This window comes from Nonomuraea sp. CA-141351, from assembly GCF_050944675.1.
GTDB lineage: Bacteria > Actinomycetota > Actinomycetes > Streptosporangiales > Streptosporangiaceae > Nonomuraea.
Genome location: NZ_CP191982.1, coordinates 7,964,343 through 7,978,169, shown reverse-complemented (window position 1 = coordinate 7,978,169; position 13,827 = coordinate 7,964,343). Strand labels below are relative to the sequence as shown.

At 72.5% G+C, this 13,827-nt stretch carries 14 protein-coding genes; all 14 read right to left on the bottom strand.

Annotated elements, in window-relative coordinates:
- Nucleotides 1-6: 6 nt before the first annotated feature.
- Nucleotides 7-1,266 (bottom strand): MFS transporter, encoded by a 1,260-nt coding sequence (locus ACQPWU_RS37645; protein ID WP_433430215.1) that lies wholly within the window; start codon nucleotides 1,264-1,266, stop codon nucleotides 7-9.
- The gene (locus ACQPWU_RS37640) at nucleotides 1,263-1,835 is read right to left on the bottom strand and encodes a winged helix-turn-helix domain-containing protein (protein WP_433430214.1); all 573 of its coding nucleotides are present in this window, start codon (nucleotides 1,833-1,835) and stop codon (nucleotides 1,263-1,265) included. Before ACQPWU_RS37640 ends, ACQPWU_RS37645 begins: the two co-directional genes overlap by 4 nt.
- Nucleotides 1,836-1,917: 82 nt before the next feature.
- A complete protein-coding gene (locus ACQPWU_RS37635; RefSeq protein ID WP_433430213.1) occupies nucleotides 1,918-3,300 on the bottom strand; it encodes an alkaline phosphatase family protein in 1,383 nt (460 codons plus the stop codon).
- Nucleotides 3,297-4,424, bottom strand: a complete 1,128-nt coding sequence (gene eboE, locus ACQPWU_RS37630) for a metabolite traffic protein EboE (RefSeq protein WP_433430211.1) — start codon at nucleotides 4,422-4,424, stop codon at nucleotides 3,297-3,299. The genes ACQPWU_RS37635 and eboE overlap by 4 nt, the downstream gene beginning before the upstream one ends.
- Nucleotides 4,424-5,275 (bottom strand): TatD family hydrolase, encoded by an 852-nt coding sequence (locus ACQPWU_RS37625; protein WP_433430209.1) that lies wholly within the window; start codon nucleotides 5,273-5,275, stop codon nucleotides 4,424-4,426. The genes eboE and ACQPWU_RS37625 overlap by 1 nt, the downstream gene beginning before the upstream one ends.
- Nucleotides 5,275-5,880 carry an EboA domain-containing protein gene (locus ACQPWU_RS37620; RefSeq protein WP_433430208.1) on the bottom strand — a complete coding sequence of 202 codons (606 nt, stop codon included), beginning with the start codon at nucleotides 5,878-5,880 and terminating at the stop codon, nucleotides 5,275-5,277. Before ACQPWU_RS37620 ends, ACQPWU_RS37625 begins: the two co-directional genes overlap by 1 nt.
- Nucleotides 5,877-6,737 (bottom strand): sugar phosphate isomerase/epimerase family protein, encoded by an 861-nt coding sequence (locus ACQPWU_RS37615; RefSeq protein ID WP_433430206.1) that lies wholly within the window; start codon nucleotides 6,735-6,737, stop codon nucleotides 5,877-5,879. Before ACQPWU_RS37615 ends, ACQPWU_RS37620 begins: the two co-directional genes overlap by 4 nt.
- The gene (locus ACQPWU_RS37610; protein WP_433430204.1) at nucleotides 6,734-7,594 is read right to left on the bottom strand and encodes an SCO3242 family prenyltransferase; all 861 of its coding nucleotides are present in this window, start codon (nucleotides 7,592-7,594) and stop codon (nucleotides 6,734-6,736) included. Before ACQPWU_RS37610 ends, ACQPWU_RS37615 begins: the two co-directional genes overlap by 4 nt.
- A complete protein-coding gene (locus tag ACQPWU_RS37605; protein WP_433430203.1) occupies nucleotides 7,591-8,853 on the bottom strand; it encodes an inositol-3-phosphate synthase in 1,263 nt (420 codons plus the stop codon). Before ACQPWU_RS37605 ends, ACQPWU_RS37610 begins: the two co-directional genes overlap by 4 nt.
- Nucleotides 8,854-8,907: 54 nt before the next feature.
- Nucleotides 8,908-9,915 carry a sugar phosphate isomerase/epimerase family protein gene (locus tag ACQPWU_RS37600; protein WP_433430202.1) on the bottom strand — a complete coding sequence of 336 codons (1,008 nt, stop codon included), beginning with the start codon at nucleotides 9,913-9,915 and terminating at the stop codon, nucleotides 8,908-8,910.
- Complete coding sequence (locus tag ACQPWU_RS37595) at nucleotides 9,912-10,055, bottom strand: hypothetical protein (RefSeq protein WP_433430201.1); 144 nt, start codon at nucleotides 10,053-10,055, stop codon at nucleotides 9,912-9,914. Before ACQPWU_RS37595 ends, ACQPWU_RS37600 begins: the two co-directional genes overlap by 4 nt.
- Nucleotides 10,052-11,110 carry an ABC transporter substrate-binding protein gene (locus ACQPWU_RS37590; protein WP_433430200.1) on the bottom strand — a complete coding sequence of 353 codons (1,059 nt, stop codon included), beginning with the start codon at nucleotides 11,108-11,110 and terminating at the stop codon, nucleotides 10,052-10,054. The genes ACQPWU_RS37595 and ACQPWU_RS37590 overlap by 4 nt, the downstream gene beginning before the upstream one ends.
- A 31-nt stretch (nucleotides 11,111-11,141) precedes the next feature.
- Nucleotides 11,142-12,158 (bottom strand): ABC transporter permease, encoded by a 1,017-nt coding sequence (locus tag ACQPWU_RS37585; protein WP_433430199.1) that lies wholly within the window; start codon nucleotides 12,156-12,158, stop codon nucleotides 11,142-11,144.
- On the bottom strand, nucleotides 12,155-13,636 hold the full coding sequence (locus tag ACQPWU_RS37580) for a sugar ABC transporter ATP-binding protein (protein ID WP_433430198.1): 1,482 nt from the start codon (nucleotides 13,634-13,636) through the stop codon (nucleotides 12,155-12,157). The genes ACQPWU_RS37585 and ACQPWU_RS37580 overlap by 4 nt, the downstream gene beginning before the upstream one ends.
- Nucleotides 13,637-13,827: the final 191 nt, after the last annotated feature.

The window sequence follows — 13,827 nt, the reverse complement described above, 5'->3', positions numbered from 1 at the left end:
CATGGGTCACAGGCGGGTGTCCAGCCGGCCGGGCGGCAGATCGCGCAGGCGGCGCAGAGGGCTGGCGAGGAGGATCAGGCCGCTCAGCACGAAGCCGATCAGCATCACCCACAACGCCGTGCGGACGGCGAACGCATCGGCCAGTGCGCCGGCCAGGATGCCCCCGAGCGGCATCGCGCCGAAGTTGACCAGCTGCACGCTGGATGTCACCCGGCCCATCAGTTCGCCCGGCACGTACGTCTGGATGAAACCGGAGAAGACCACGTTTCCTGCTACGACCCCCGTGACGATCAACACGCCGCCCAGGACGAACAGCGCCAGTCCGGCCCCGCGATCCGCCAGCGGGATCATCAGGCCGGCGGGGGCCAGGCCGGCTTTGCCCAGCAGAACGGTCCGCGCGCTGCCGAACCGTGCCGCCACCGGCCGTGCGACCATGGCGCCGACGATGCCACCCAGGCTGGTGGCCGCGATCAGCAGGCCGGTCTCGCCCGCGCCGGTCCCGACGTCGTCCACCAGGAAGAGCACGGTCAACGACGTGTAGCCGGTCAGGGCCAGGTTGGCCGCACAGCCGTACAGGGTGTTGCCGCGAAGCAACGGATCGCGGGCGACCAGGAGAATGCCGTCGCGGATCTCGGCGCGGAGGCGCCGGCGGGGGCTGGGGGAGTGGGCTTCGCGGCGTTGGATGCGGGCAAGGCAGATGGCCGAGACGGCGAAGCTGGCGGCGTCGGCGACCAGGCAGCCGACGGCCGAGAACAACTGGGCGAGCAGCCCGGCGAGGCCGGGCCCGGCCAGGTTCGCCACCTGCTCGCTGCCCTGGAGCTTGGCGTTGGCCTCCAGCAGGTCCGGCCCGTCCACCAAGAACGGCAGGTAGGCGCGATAGGCCGTCGCGAAGAACACCTTGGCGGTCCCCGCGGCCAGCGCGACCACGATCAGCTGGCCGACCGTGAGCCGGCCGAGAGCGGCGGCGATCGGGACGCTGAGGAAGGCCACCATCGACGCCCAGTCGGCCACCAGCATCACGCGGCGGCGGGGGAGGCGGTCCACCCAGACACCCGCAGGCAGGCCGATGAGCAGCCAGGGCAGCCAGGCGGCGGCAGCCAGCACGCCGACCGCGAGCGGCGGCGCGTCCAGCACGGTCACCGCGACCAGGGGCAGCGCGACACCGGTGACGGAACTGCCCAGGCTGCTGATGCTTTCGCCGATCCACAGCAGCCGGAAGTCGCGCCGGTGCAGCAGCCCGAAACGGGTTCCCTCTGCGATCGTCACGGCCGGCCGGGCACTGCGCGGGCGAAGGTGAAGACGGTGCCGCGTTCCCGGCCGTCGTCGGGCAGCTGGCGCTCTGCCCACTTGTTCATCACGGCTTTGATCTCGGCGGCGTATTCGGCCAGCTCTTCGTCGGTGACGCGGATCCAGGCCTCGGTCGAGAACGGCCCGAGCGGCCAGCGTTCCTGCTCGGACTGGGGCTGGTCCGCCCAGCGGCGCACGTGGCCGGTCTGCCGCTCCAGGTTGAGCGATTCGACGGCCCGGGCCACCGCTTCCCCTGCGGCGTCGTCGGCGAAATCGGTGGACGACCAGCAGAGCGTGGGCGTGGTCCGACGCCACCAGCGTTCGCGCCGGTCGCGGGCCAGCTCCGGCGCCTCCTCGATCAGCTCGGCGGCTGCCAGGGCGCGCAGGTGGTGGCTGACGTTGCCGACCGCTTCCCCGGTCTGTTCTGACAGGGTGCTGGCGGTGGCGGGGCCGTCGAGTTTCAGCAGGTCGAGGAGGCGGCGGCGCACCGGGTGCGCCATGGCTGCCAGGACCCGCGAGTCGGTGATCGAAGGGTGGTCGTCGGGCACAACGAGGAGCGTATATGTACAAGAGTCATTGCACAACATCTCTTGTACATATGAACCCCGGCTTGAAGAGGGAGGCGACGCTTCATGCCCCCGGCAGCGTGAGCCGCAGGAGCAGGTCCTTGACCTCGACCGCCTCGAACCGTTCCCGGGCCGCGGAGGCATCGGAGCAGAGCAGCACGGGGGCGTCGGCCGGGTCGGCGGGTAGCAGACCGTGGGAGCCGCGTACGGCGCGGGCGCCCGCGCCGAGCCCGACGACGTTCATGAGGTAACGCAGGCCGAGCTTCTTGCGCAGCAGCGCCACCCCCGCCCGCCGCTTGGCCGCCGCAGGGGACTCAGGGTCGAAGAGGAGCTCGGCAGGGTCGTAGCCGGGCTTGCGGTGGATCTCGACGAGCCGGGCGAAGTCCGGCGCGTGGGCGTCGTCGAGCCAGTAGTAGTAGGTGAACCAGGCATCGGGTTCGGCGAGCAGCACCAGTTCGCCGGAGCGAGCGTGGTCCAGGCCGTGCGCCGCCTTGCCGTCCCGGTCGAGCACCGCGGCCACGCCCGGCACGGACGCGCACAGCGCGGCGACGGCCGGCTCGTCGGCGGGATCGCGCACGTAGACATGGGCCACCTGGTGGTCGGCGAGAGCGAACGCGCGCGAGGTCCACGGGTCCAGGTACTCCATGCCGGCCTGGGTGTGCACGCGCAGGAATCCCTCGGCGCGCAGTGTGCGGTTGATGTCGACGGGACGGGAGACGTCGGTGATGCCGTACTCCGACAAGGCCACCACGGTCCTGCCCCTCGCGGCCGCGGCGTCCAGCAGGGGCGCGAGCACGGCGTCGAGCTCGGTGGCGGCCGCGGCGGAGCGCGGATCCGACGGGCCGTAACGCTGCAGGTCGTAGTCCAGGTGCGGGAGGTAGGCCAGGGTCAGGTCCGGGTCGTACGCGGCCATGACGTGCTCGGTGGCGCGGCAGATCCAGGCCGAGGAGGCGATGCCCGCCCCGGGACCCCAGTAGCTGAACAGCGGGAACGTGCCCAGTGCCGCGGTGAGCTCGTCGTGCAACCGCGGCGGGTCGGTGTAGCAGTCCGGCTCCTTGCGGCCGTCGGCGTAATAGATCGGCCGTGGCGTGATGGTCCAGTCGACGTCGGCGCCCATGGCGTACCACCAGCAGACGTTGGCCACGGTGTAGCCGGGCTGCACGCGGCGGGCGGCCTGCCACAGCTTCTCGCCGCCGACGAGCGCGTTGTGCTGGCGCCACAGCAGCACCTCGCCTAGGTCGCGGAAGTACCAGCCGTTGCCGACGACGCCGTGCCCGGACGGCGGGAGGCCGGTGAGGAACGTCGACTGCGCAGGACAGGTGACGGCGGGCAGGACGGTGCCGAGCTCTGCCTGGAAGCCGCGGGCGGCGACGGCGCGCAGCCGCGGCATGTGGGCCAGGAGCCTCGGGGTCAGCCCCACCACGTCCAGGACCAGTAGCGGTGTCATGCTGTCACTCCCAGGTCGCGTAGCCGGCCGCGGGCGTAGTCGAGCTCGTCGGCGATGTTGACGGCGAGCTGTTCGGGGCTCTTGGGACGCAGCGCGGGAGGCAGCACGCTCCAGGTGTAGGTCTCCACGTCGAAGTGGTCGCAGAGCGGCTCGGGGCCGCCCACCATCTCCTCGAGCGCCTCGCGGAGCACCGGGGTGGTCGTGGCCAGCGGCGCGGCCGGGGCGACGTGCAGGGGCAGGTGGTAGTGGACTCGCCAGGGGCCCGGGAGCTCCCGGACGAACGCCTCGTCCAGGTCGTCGGCGCTGCCGCCCACGGGGTTGCGAGTCTGGTGCAGGAAACGTGGCTCGGCGTACTCGTGCAGGGCCTCCGGGTGCGAGGTCTCGAGGGCGGCCGAGAGCTGCACCTTGACGATGGGCAGGCCCGCCTCGCGCAGGGCGCGCATCGCGTCCGCGGGGCGTTCCCAGGCGCAGGCCAGGTGGGCGAGATCCAGGCAGATGCCGAGCCGGTCGGTGTCGGAGTCCGACAGGCAGGTGATGGCCTGCTCGGTGGTCTCCACCACGCAGCCAGGCTCTGGCTCGAACCCCACCCGGATGACCCGCCCGGTCGTGGACTCGACGGCGGCCAGCCCCGCGGCCAGCTCGTCGAGCCGGCGCGCGGCCAGGCCGGCCATCGCGGCGTTCCACGGCTCGCGCCAGCCGAACGGCAGGGTGGAGACCGACCCCCTGGTCGCGTCCTCAGGAAGCAGGTCCGCCAGGACGTGCGCCAGGTCCAAGGTGTAGGTCAGCCGGGCCGTGGTGGTCCAGTCGGGGCGGTAGACGGCGTGCTTGACCACCGGATCGTGGAAGGAACGGTAGGGGAACCCGTTGAGCGTGACCACCTCCAGGCCCCGCGCGTCCAGCTCGCGGCGGAGCCGGCCGCGCAGCGCGGAGTCGGCGGCGAGCGCGGCGGCGACCGGCGCGGCCAGCCAGAGGCCGAGCCCCAGGACGTCGGTGCCGAGGATGATGCGGACCGGCACCGCGTACGTGTCGAGTTGAGCGATGATGCCCTCGAGGTCCTCGGCCGGGTGCACGTTGGTGCAGTAGCTGAGGTGCAGCGGCGTGCCGGACGGGTGACGCAGCCGCATCAGGAGCCGCCGCGCTTGATGGAGCTACCGGCGAACGCGGGCTCGCCGGCACCGGTGACGGCCAGCTCGAGGCGGCCGGACTGGCCGTAGAACTCCACCGGGTTGCGCCACAGCACCCGGTCGACGTCGTCCTCGCTGAACCCCGCCGCCAGCATCTCCCTGCCCGTTTCCAGGGTGAGCAGCGGGTCGGACACGCCCCAGTCGGCGGCGGAGTTGACCAGCATCCGGTCCAGTCCGTGGCGACGGAGGATCTCCACCATGCGGGGCGGGGACATCTTGGTCTCGGGATAGATGGAGAAGCCCATCCAGCAGCCGGAGCCGCGCACGAGATCGACGGTCACCTCGTTGAGGTGGTCGATCGCGACCCGCTCGGGCGCGATGCCGGAGGCGGCGACCACGTCGAGGCTGCGCCGGGTGCCGCGGGCCTTGTCACGGTGGGGGGTGTGCACGAGCGCCGGGAGGTCGTGCTCGACGGCGAGGGCGAGCTGCCGCTCGAAGGCGTCGTCCTCGTCGGGGGTCATCGAGTCGTAGCCGATCTCGCCGACGGCGACGACGCGGTCCTTGTCCAGGTACCGCGGCAGCAGGTCCAGTACGGGGCGGCAGCGCGGGTCGCCGGCCTCCTTGGGGTTGAGCGCGATGGTGGCGTGGTGCACGACGCCGAACTGTGCGGCCCGGTACGGCTCCCAGCCGAGGAGCGAGTCGAAGTAGTCGGCGAACGAGCCGGGGTTGGTGCGCGGCTGGCCCAGCCAGAAGGCGGGCTCCACGACGGCCTGGATCCCCGCGGCGGCCATGCGCGCGTAGTCGTCGGTGGTGCGCGAGGTCATGTGGATGTGCGGGTCGAAGATGCGCATCAGGTCTCCTGCCTGGTGAGACGGTGGAGCAGCGAGGCCGCGTCCGCGGGCATGTGGCGCCCGGCCGCGGCACGTTCGTCGGCGAAGGCGGCCAGCATGGAGGCCAGCTCGGTGTCGGCCCGCTCGTCCAGCCGGTCCACGGCGGCCAGCGGCACCCCCATGAACACGCACTTGAGCACGGCCTGCCGCCAGGCCGCCTGGTCGAGGTGGCGCGCGTACGGGCCGAGGGCGGCGGCCACCAGGCGGGCGTCGTTGGTGCGGATCGCGTCGTGCAGCAGCGGCAGCGCCGCCGCCCCGACCGCCAGCATCGGCAGGGACTTGAGCACCGCCCGCTTCTCGTCGGCGTCGCCGTGCTGGTAGAGGTCGCAGGTCATGTGGGTGACGCGGTCGGGCGGGAGCGCGGCGAGCAGCAGCGCCCTGGCCGCCTCGTCGGCCGTCCACCCGGGCACGTCCCGCAGCGGGGCCCGGCCGGCGCGCCGCCCGGCCGCGGCGAAGGACCGCGCCGCCGTCTCGGGGCGCTCGGCCGCGGTGCCGAGCGCGCCGTCGAGCCACGCCCAGGAAGGGGTGCCCGCAAGCGCCGTCCGGAGCTGCTCGGCCCGCGTCACGACGCACCCCCTTCGGCCGGGTACGGGGCCTCCCGCTCGGCGCGGCGCAGGAAGGCGAGGGACTGGGCGGCCACGGTGGGTGCGGCGTGCGAGTGGCGGGGGAGCTCGACCGCGACCAGGCCGCGGTAGCCGGAGTCGGCGAGCGCGCGGAGCACGGGCGGGAAGTCGACCTCACCTTCGCCGAACTCCAGATGCTCGTGCACCCCCCGGCGCATGTCGTCGATCTGGACGTTGACCAGGTGCCCGGCCACGGCCTCCACGCAGCCGGGCACCGGGTCGGGTTCGTTGCAGCGGCAGTGGCCGATGTCCAGAGTGATGCCGAAGCCGGTCGGAGAGCCGAGCTCGCGGTGCAACGCCCGCCACCCGGCGATCGTCTCGACGAGCATGCCCGGCTCGGGCTCGAAGCCCAGCGGCACCCCGGCACCCCACGCCGTGTCGAGGATCCGCGCGCAACCCTCGACCAGACGTTCCCAGGCGAGGGCCGGATCGACGTGGGCGGGGCGTACGCCGGACCAGAACGACACCGCCTCGGCGCCCAGGTCGGCGCCGATGGCGACGGCCCGGCGCAGGAAGTCCACCCGCGTCTCCCGGTCGTCGTCGAGCAGCGTGGGGGCGTGCTTGCGCCGCGGGTGGAGCAGGAACCGGGCGCCGGTCTCGATGACCACCGCCAGGCCGAGGGTACGCAGGCGGTCGGCCAGCTTGGCCACCCGTGGCCCCAGGCCGTCGGCGTAGGGGTCGAGGTGGTGGTGGTCGAGGGTCAGGGCCACTCCGGCGTAGCCGAGATCGGCGATGACGTCGAGGGCGTCCGTCAGACGGTGGTTGGCGAAGCCGTTGGTGCCGTAGCCGAATCTGATCATGTGGGGGAGAGCTTTCTGACCAGGCGGCGGGCCAGCGGGACCGCCGCGGCGATGGCGATGCCGGCGCGGGTGGCGCCGGCACGCGCGGCGAGGGCGCCCTGGAGCGCGGGCAGGCTGACGATCCCGGCCGTCACCGCCTCCCGTACGCGAACGGCCGAGGGGTCGGCGACGGCACGGGCCTGGGACGCGCCGAACTGGGCGGCGTACCAGGCGGCGAGGGTCGCGGGTGCGGCCGCGTCCCAAGGGTTCGGGGGACGGCGGGCGGTGGCGGCGGCGAGGGCGAGAGTGCCCGCCAGGGTGGCGGCGGGGCGGCTCCGGGCCGTGCCGGACACCTCGCCGCGTGAGAGGGCGGTGAGGAGGTAGGTGTGGGTGGCGATCGTGAACGCGGCGGGCAGCGCGCCCGCGGGCGAGCGGCCGGGCGCGGCGCCCAGCAGCACGTCCAGGCCGCGGCACAGGGCCATCGACGCGGGCCCGGCGGGCGTGTTCTTGGCGAGCAGGTCGTACGCCCAGACGGCGGCGGCCAGGGGGGCGGCGACCGCCAGGGCACGCCGCCCGCCGGCGAGTCCCGCCACGGTGACCCCGGCGGCGGTGAGCCCGGCGGCCACGGCGAGGGCCAGGCCCGGCGGCACCCGGCCCGAGGGGATGGGCCGCTCCGGCCGCTCCACCGCGTCGAGACGGCGGTCGGCCCAGTCGTTGGCGGCCATGCCCGCCCAGTACAGGCAGACCGAGGAGCAGGCCAGGACGGCGGTCCGGCCGCCGAGCGCCTGCCCGCCGGCCGCCCCCGCGACCACGTCACCGGGGACGGAGAGCGCGGCGGGCGCGCGCACGAGTTCGAGCAGGTCGCGCAGGCCCGTCATCGGCCCACCTCCGGCGTTTCCGCTCCGTCCTCCGCGTCCTCAGCGCTGAGAACGGTGACGAGGTCGCGCAGCGCCTGCCACTGGGCGGCCAGAGCGTGCGGTGTCCGGCCGAGGGGGTCCTTGAAGAAGAAGGCCAGCTCGGCCAGCGGGCCGGTCCGCCCGGCGCGGTGGGCGGCCGCCGTCAGCCGGGCCAGGTCGAGGATCAGGGGCGCGGCCAGTGCGGAGTCGCAGCCGTGCCAGGTGAACTCCATCCGCATGGCGGTGCCGAGGAAGCCCTCGAAGGTGACCAGGTCCCAGGCGGTCTTGAAGTCGCCGAGGTCTTCCAGATAGTCGATGCGGGTCTCGCCCTGCGGGGCGTAGCCGAGGGTCTCGGCCAGCACGCGCTGCTTGCTGGCGGCCTTGGCCGCGTTGGCGCCGGGCTGGGCGAGGTTGGCGCCGTCGCCGCCGCCCAGCAGGTTGATACCGGACCAGGTGCGCACCTTCAGGTTGCGCTGGGCGAACATCGGGGCGAGCACCGACTTCACGAGGGTCTCGCCGGTCTTGCCGTCGTGCCCGGCGTAGGGGAGGCGCAGCCGGTGGGCGAGGGCGTCGAGGGCGGGCAATCGGGCGCCGGTCGAGGGGGTGAAGTCGACGTACGGGCAGCCGGCGAGCAGCGCGGCGTAGGCGGCCAGCGAGCTGGGCGGCAGGACGGGATCGGGGCCTGCCAGCGCGGCCTGGAGCGCGTCGAGGTCGGCGTGGGCGGGGTGCGGCGGGGGAGTGGGTTCGGTGGTCGAGACGTTGATCACGACGACCCGGTCCAGGTTGTGGCGGCGGCGGAAACGGTCGAGGTCCGCGCCGATGGCCCGCGCCACCTCGGCCTGGATGGCGCCGGAGGCCGGCCCGGCCGTTTGATGCGCCGTGCCCCCGGCGGCGGGGGCACGGACCGCGCCGGGCGGTGCGGGGTTGCCGGCGGCTGGGGGCAGGGGGCGCACGTCCTGCTCGATGACGAGCAGGTCGCCGTGTACGGCCCGGACCAGCGCGGACGGGACGACGCCCGCCTCGGCCAGCGCCGCGGCCTTCTTGTCGAGGGGGACGGAGGTGATGTCGTGGCCGCCGAAGACCAGGTCGCCGATGCCGGGCCGGACGAGGTCGCGCAGCTCGGGCGACTCCAGGACGCAGCCGGTGGGCGTGGCCAGGCCCGCCCGTACGGCGAGCGCTCCGATCATGCTCGTGACGGCGACCGATCCGCGTGCTCCGATCAGCCAAACTCCCGTGCTCATGTGGCTCTCCTTCACGGGCGGGGCGGCGAGGACGGCCCGCCGCCCCGCGATGGGTCATTCGGCGGAGAAGGCGGCGTCGAAGGCTGCGGCGGGCGGCGTGATCGCGTTGAAGGCGCGGATCAGCTCGAGCGCGTCGGGCGCCCCGTGCAGCCGGTCCATGCCCGCGTCCTCCCACTCGATCGAGATGGGGCCGTCGTAGCCGATGGCGTTCAGGGCGCGGAAGCAGTTCTCCCAGGGCACGTCGCCGCGCCCGGTGGAGACGAAGTCCCAGCCCCGGCGCAGGTCGGCCCAGGGCAGGTGCGAGGCCAGGCGGCCGCGGCGGCCGTCGCCGGTGCGCACCTTGGCGTCCTTGCAGTCGACGTGGTAGATCCGGTCGGCGAAGTCCAGGATGAACCCGGCGGGGTCGATCTCCTGCCACACCATGTGGGAGGGATCCCAGTTCAGCCCGAAGGCGGGCCGGTGGCCGATCGCCTCCAGCGTGCGCACGGTGGTGTGGTAGTCGTAGGCGATCTCGCTCGGGTGCACCTCGTGCGCGAAGCGCACGCCGACCTCGTCGAAGACGTCGAGGATCGGGTTCCAGCGCGCGGCGAAGCCGGCGTAACCGGCGTCGATCATCGAGGCGGGCACGGGCGGGAACATCGCCACGGTGTGCCAGATGGACGAGCCGGTGAAGCCGACCACCGTGCCGACGCCCAGCTTGGCGGCGGCCCGGGCGGTGTTCTTGATCTCCTCTGCGGCACGCCGCCGCACTCCCTCGGGCTCGCCGTCGCCCCAGACACGTGCGGGCAGGATGCCCTTGTGGCGCTCGTCGATCGGGTTGTCGCAGACGGCCTGCCCGACCAGGTGGTTGGAGATCGTCCACACCTTGAGGTTGTGCTTGGCCAGCAGCTCCAGCCGGCGCTCGACGTAGGAGTCGTCGGACACCGCCTTGTCGACCTCGAAGTGGTCACCCCAGCAGGCGATCTCCAGGCCGTCGAAGCCCCACTCGGAGGCCAGGCGGCACACCTCCTCGAACGGCAGGTCGGCCCACTGGCCGGTGAACAGAGTGATCGGCCTGGTCATGAACCCTCCACGGGGATCAGGCGGCTGCCCTGAGCCGCGCTCGCCTCGACCGCGCCCAGCACCCGCTGCCCCCGCGGGCCGTCGTCGAAGGACGGCTCCGGGACGGTGCCGGTGGCGATCGTTTCCAGGAACGCGGTCATGACTCGAATCCCAGTGGCAGGTACTGGGCCGCGTTCTCCTTGGTGACGGTCTCCGAGGCCAGCGTGATCGACTGCGGCACCTGCTTCTCCAGCAGGTCGCTCATGCCCTTGCCCTGCGCGATCAGGCGGGCCAGCTTGATCGCCGAGGCGGCCATGGTGGGGCTGTAGGTGACGGTGGCCTTCAGCACCCCGGTGTCGGCCTGGATGTCGCGCATGGCGTTGGCCGATCCGGCGCCGCCGACCATGAAGAACTCGTTGCGTCCGGCCTCCTTGATCGCGGCCAGCACGCCGATGCCCTGGTCGTCGTCGTGGTTCCAGATCGCGTCGATCTTCTTGTGCGCCTGGAGCAGGTTGGTGGCCACCTTGGTGCCGGACTCCACGGTGAACTGCGCGTCCTGCTGGGCGGCCACGCTGAACCCGTACGTCTTGAGCGCGTCGGCGAAGCCCTTGCTGCGGTCCTGGGTGAGCGGCAGCGTGGCGATGCCCTGGATCTCCAGGATCACAGGGTTGGAGGCGCCCTTGTCCTTGAGCCGCTTGCCGATGAACTGGCCGGCGGCGACGCCCATGCCGTAGTTGTCGCCGCCGATCCAGGTCCGGTACGACAACTTGTCGGGGAAGACCCGGTCCAGGTTGACCACGGGGATGCCCGCGTCGGTGGCCTGGCGGGCGATCTGGTTGAGCTGCTGGCCGTCGTTGGGCAGGATCACCAGCGCGCCCACCTTGGCCGCGATCAGCGACTCGACCGCGCTGATCTGCGCGTTGATGTCGTTGGTCGGCTCGACCGGCTTGAACTCCACGTCCGAGTACTGCTTCGCGGCGTCCTGGGCGTTCTTCGTGATGGCCGCGATCCAGCCGTGATCGGCCGCGGGCGCCGAGAAGCCGATGACGACCTTCTCGCCGGGGGCGTCGTTGCCCGCGGTGGCGGCGGGCGCAGGTGCGGCGGCGCTGCTCGACGTCGCGGCCGGCTCGTTGCTCGTGCACGCGCTCACCAGGGCGCCGACCCCGACGACGCCGCCGCCGACGAGGAAGCCGCGGCGCGGTAAAGAAGTGGACATGTGACTTTCTCCTTGCGAGGGGGGTGTCGGGTCAGACGGGTGAGCGCAGGGCGCGCCGCTGGAGCAGCACGGCCACCACGATGATCAGGCCCTTGGCGATCAGCTGGTCGCTGGTGTTGAGCCCGTTGAGGATGAACAGGTTCGTGATCAAGGTGAAGATCAGCAGGCCGAGGATGGAGCCGATGATCGTGCCGCGGCCCCCGGTGAGCAGCGTGCCGCCGATGATGACGGCGGCGATGGCGTCGAGCTCGTACAGGTCGCCGTGGGTGGACGAACCCGTCGTCGTACGCGCCATGATCAGCACGGCGGCGATGCCGCAGCACAGCCCCGACAGGGCGTAGAGCAGCATGGTGTGGCGGCGCACGTCGATGCCGGCCAGCCGGGCCGCCTCGGGATTGCCCCCGACCGCGTACGTGCGCCGCCCGAACGTCGTGCGGTTCAGCAGCACCCAGCCCAGCACCACCACGACCGCGAAGACGTAGACCAGCAGCGGGATGCCCAGCACACGCGTGGTCGACAGGTCCACGATGGCCTCGTTGCCCTGCTGCACCAGCTGCGTCTTGCGGTCCGACATGCGCTGCGCCAGGCCGCGGGCGGCCACCAGCATCGCCAGGGTGGCGATGAACGGTACCAGCCGACCGTAGGCGATCAGCAACCCGTTGATCAATCCGGCCCCGGTGCCCACCAGCACAGCACAGATGATCATCACGAACGGTCCGTAGGACTGGGTGGCCAGCGTGGTCGCCCACACGGAGGCCAGCGCCATCACGGCGCCGACGGACAGGTCGATCCCGCCACCGATGATCACGAAGGTGGCCCCGACGGTGATCACGCCGATGGTCGCGGCCAGGGACAGGATGCTCACCAGATTGGAGGCGGTGGCGAAGGTGTCGGGCACCGTGACCAGGCCCGCCACGGCCAGCAGTCCCAGGGCGACGATCAGCCCCAGGTGGCGGATCTCGCCCAGCTTGAGCCGGGATCCGCCCCTGGGGGCGGATGCCGGCGCGGCCGCGCGCTCGTCCAGCGCGGGTGTCGAAGGCTCGCTCATACCGGGCTTCCTTCCATGATCATGTCGAGGATGTCGTGTTCGCGGAGGTCCCGGGCGTCGCTGTCCTTGATGAGCCGCCCCCGCCTGATGACCAGTACCCGGTCGGCCAGGCCGAGCACCTCGGGCACCTCGCTGGAGACCAGCAGGACCCCGATCCCCTGGTCGGCGAGCCGGCGCACCACCGCGTACAACTCGGCCCTGGCGCCGACGTCGACACCCCTGGTCGGCTCGTCGAGCAGCAGGAGCCGTCGGTGGTCGACCAGCCAGCGGGCCAGCACGGCCTTCTGCTGGTTGCCGCCGGACAGGGTCCCGACCGGCCGGTCGGGGTCGGCCGGCCGGATGTCCAGCGTGCGCACCATGTCGCGGGCGTCCTCGTTCTCGCGCCGCCGGTCCATCCAGCCCAGCCGCGAGTAGCGGTCCAGGCTGGCCAGCGTGATGTTGCGGGCGACGCTCTCGCCCAGCAGCAGCGCCTGGGCCTTGCGCTCCTCGGGGGCGAGCCCCATGCCGCGCCGGACCGCGCCGGTGGTGCCGCCGCCCGCCGGGACGGGGCGGCCCTCCATCAAGACCCGTCCCGAGAACGGGCGCGCGCCGTAGACGGCCTCGATGATCTCCGACCGGCCCGAGCCGACCAGCCCGGCCAGCCCGACGATCTCTCCGGCTCTTACCGAGAACGACACGTCCTCGACCCGGCCGGCCACCCTCAGGCCCTCCACGCGCAGCACCTCCTCGCCGGGCTCGCGGGACGGTCGGGGCGGGAAGACGTACTCGACGTTCCTGCCCGTCATGAGTGTGACGATTTGCGTTGTAGGCGTATCTTGGGCGGACAAACTTACAGCGACTGTACGTCCGTCCTTAAGAACGGTCACCCTGTTGCCGATCTCGCGGATCTCCTCGAGCCGGTGCGAGATGTAGACCACCGCCACACCCTGGGCGGTCAGCTCCCTGATGATGCGGAAGAGGTTGCGGACCTCGTCGTGGGCCAGGGCCGCGGACGGCTCGTCCATCACGATCAGCTTGGTGTCGTGCGAGAGTGCCCGCGCCATGCTCACCACCTGCTTGGCCGCCGGGGAGAGACGGCCCACCTCGGTGGTGGGACGGATCTCGCCGTGGCCGAGCCTGGTCAGCAGCTCGCGGGTGGCCCGGTTGGCTTCGTGCCGGCTGACGAAGCCGAGCCGGGCGGGCTCGTGACCGAGGAAGACGTTGTCGGCCACGCTGAGCCCGTCCACCAGGTCGAGCTCCTGGTAGATGGTGGAGATGCCGAGCCGGATCGCCGCCGTCGGGCTGGCCGGCCGCACCTCCCGGCCGTCGAAGGTGATGCTGCCCTCGTCGGGCTGGTGCGCACCCGCGAGGATCTTGATCAGTGTGGACTTGCCCGCGCCGTTCTGGCCGAGCAGGCAGTGCACCTCGCCGGCGCGGACGTCGAGATCGACGCCGTCCAGGGCGCGCACGCCAGGGAACTGCTTGACGATTCCTCGCATGACGAGGAGGGACGCCGAGCCGGGGGATGACTGCGGCACAGGGGCCTCCGGAGGGATGTGGGGATCCCGCCCGCCTGACGGCGCCGGTTAGCACCGCCGCGACAGCACCGAGGTCGGCGTCAACGATGCGGGCGCGGCACCGGGCGGCCCGATCAGGCGGGCGGGACGTTCAGCGAGGGCGAGTGTCCCGC

What these genes read in the sequence shown, in the direction of transcription:
- ACQPWU_RS37635 (WP_433430213.1), bottom strand. Translation starts at nt 3,300, where the DNA reads ATGACACCGCTACTGGTCCTGGACGTGGTGGGGCTGACCCCGAGGCTC.
- eboE (WP_433430211.1), bottom strand. Translation starts at nt 4,424, where the DNA reads ATGCGGCTGCGTCACCCGTCCGGCACGCCGCTGCACCTCAGCTACTGC.
- ACQPWU_RS37625 (WP_433430209.1), bottom strand. Translation starts at nt 5,275, where the DNA reads ATGCGCATCTTCGACCCGCACATCCACATGACCTCGCGCACCACCGAC.
- ACQPWU_RS37615 (WP_433430206.1), bottom strand. Translation starts at nt 6,737, where the DNA reads ATGATCAGATTCGGCTACGGCACCAACGGCTTCGCCAACCACCGTCTG.
- ACQPWU_RS37610 (WP_433430204.1), bottom strand. Translation starts at nt 7,594, where the DNA reads ATGACGGGCCTGCGCGACCTGCTCGAACTCGTGCGCGCGCCCGCCGCG.
- ACQPWU_RS37605 (WP_433430203.1), bottom strand. Translation starts at nt 8,853, where the DNA reads ATGAGCACGGGAGTTTGGCTGATCGGAGCACGCGGATCGGTCGCCGTC.
- ACQPWU_RS37600 (WP_433430202.1), bottom strand. Translation starts at nt 9,915, where the DNA reads ATGACCAGGCCGATCACTCTGTTCACCGGCCAGTGGGCCGACCTGCCG.
- ACQPWU_RS37595 (WP_433430201.1), bottom strand. Translation starts at nt 10,055, where the DNA reads ATGACCGCGTTCCTGGAAACGATCGCCACCGGCACCGTCCCGGAGCCG.
- ACQPWU_RS37590 (WP_433430200.1), bottom strand. Translation starts at nt 11,110, where the DNA reads ATGTCCACTTCTTTACCGCGCCGCGGCTTCCTCGTCGGCGGCGGCGTC.
- ACQPWU_RS37585 (WP_433430199.1), bottom strand. Translation starts at nt 12,158, where the DNA reads ATGAGCGAGCCTTCGACACCCGCGCTGGACGAGCGCGCGGCCGCGCCG.
- ACQPWU_RS37580 (WP_433430198.1), bottom strand. Translation starts at nt 13,636, where the DNA reads ATGCGAGGAATCGTCAAGCAGTTCCCTGGCGTGCGCGCCCTGGACGGC.